The sequence below is a fragment of the Maribellus luteus genome (assembly GCF_003576475.1).
GTDB classification, from domain to species: domain Bacteria; phylum Bacteroidota; class Bacteroidia; order Bacteroidales; family Prolixibacteraceae; genus Draconibacterium; species Draconibacterium luteum.
In genome coordinates this window covers 1-563 of sequence record NZ_QWGR01000198.1, presented here as the reverse complement: position 1 = coordinate 563, position 563 = coordinate 1, and the positions used below count along the sequence as shown (strand labels likewise).

The 563-nt window shown below is 63.2% G+C and carries 1 protein-coding gene; it reads left to right on the top strand.

All coding sequences use genetic code 11. The features are described 5' to 3' along the window. Nucleotides 1–501 (top strand): DAHP synthetase I family protein (locus D1614_RS28575; RefSeq protein ID WP_497006683.1); only part of this gene is annotated, 501 nt, incomplete at its 5' end. Nucleotides 502–563 lie beyond the last annotated feature (62 nt).

Sequence of the window (563 nt, the reverse complement as noted above, 5' to 3'; positions counted from 1 at the left end):
TTCATCCGCGCGTGTGCGCAGAGCGGCAAGCCGGTCAATATCAAGAAGGGTCAGTTCCTTGCGCCGCATGACATGAAGAACGTCATCGACAAGGCGCGTCACGCGGCCCGCGATGCCGGCCTGCCGGAAGACAACTTCATGGCCTGCGAGCGCGGCGCCTCGTTCGGTTACAACAACCTCGTGTCGGACATGCGCTCGCTGGCGATCATGCGCGAGACGGGCGCGCCGGTCGTCTTCGACGCGACGCATTCGGTGCAATTGCCGGGCGGCCAGGGCACCAGTTCGGGCGGTCAGCGCGAGTTCGTGCCGGTGCTGGCCCGTGCAGCCGTCGCGACTGGCGTGGCGGGTGTCTTCATGGAGACGCACCCCGATCCCGCATGCGCGAAATCAGATGGCCCGAATGCCGTGCCGCTGCGCCGCATGAAAGACTTGCTGTCAGTACTGAAAGAACTGGATGCGCTCACCAAGCGCAGCGGTTTCCTGGAAAATCAGTTCGACTGATTCTTCTGACCATCGGCGGCTTCACCAGCCGCCGCTGTCGTTTTCGGTTCAGATCGGTTCAG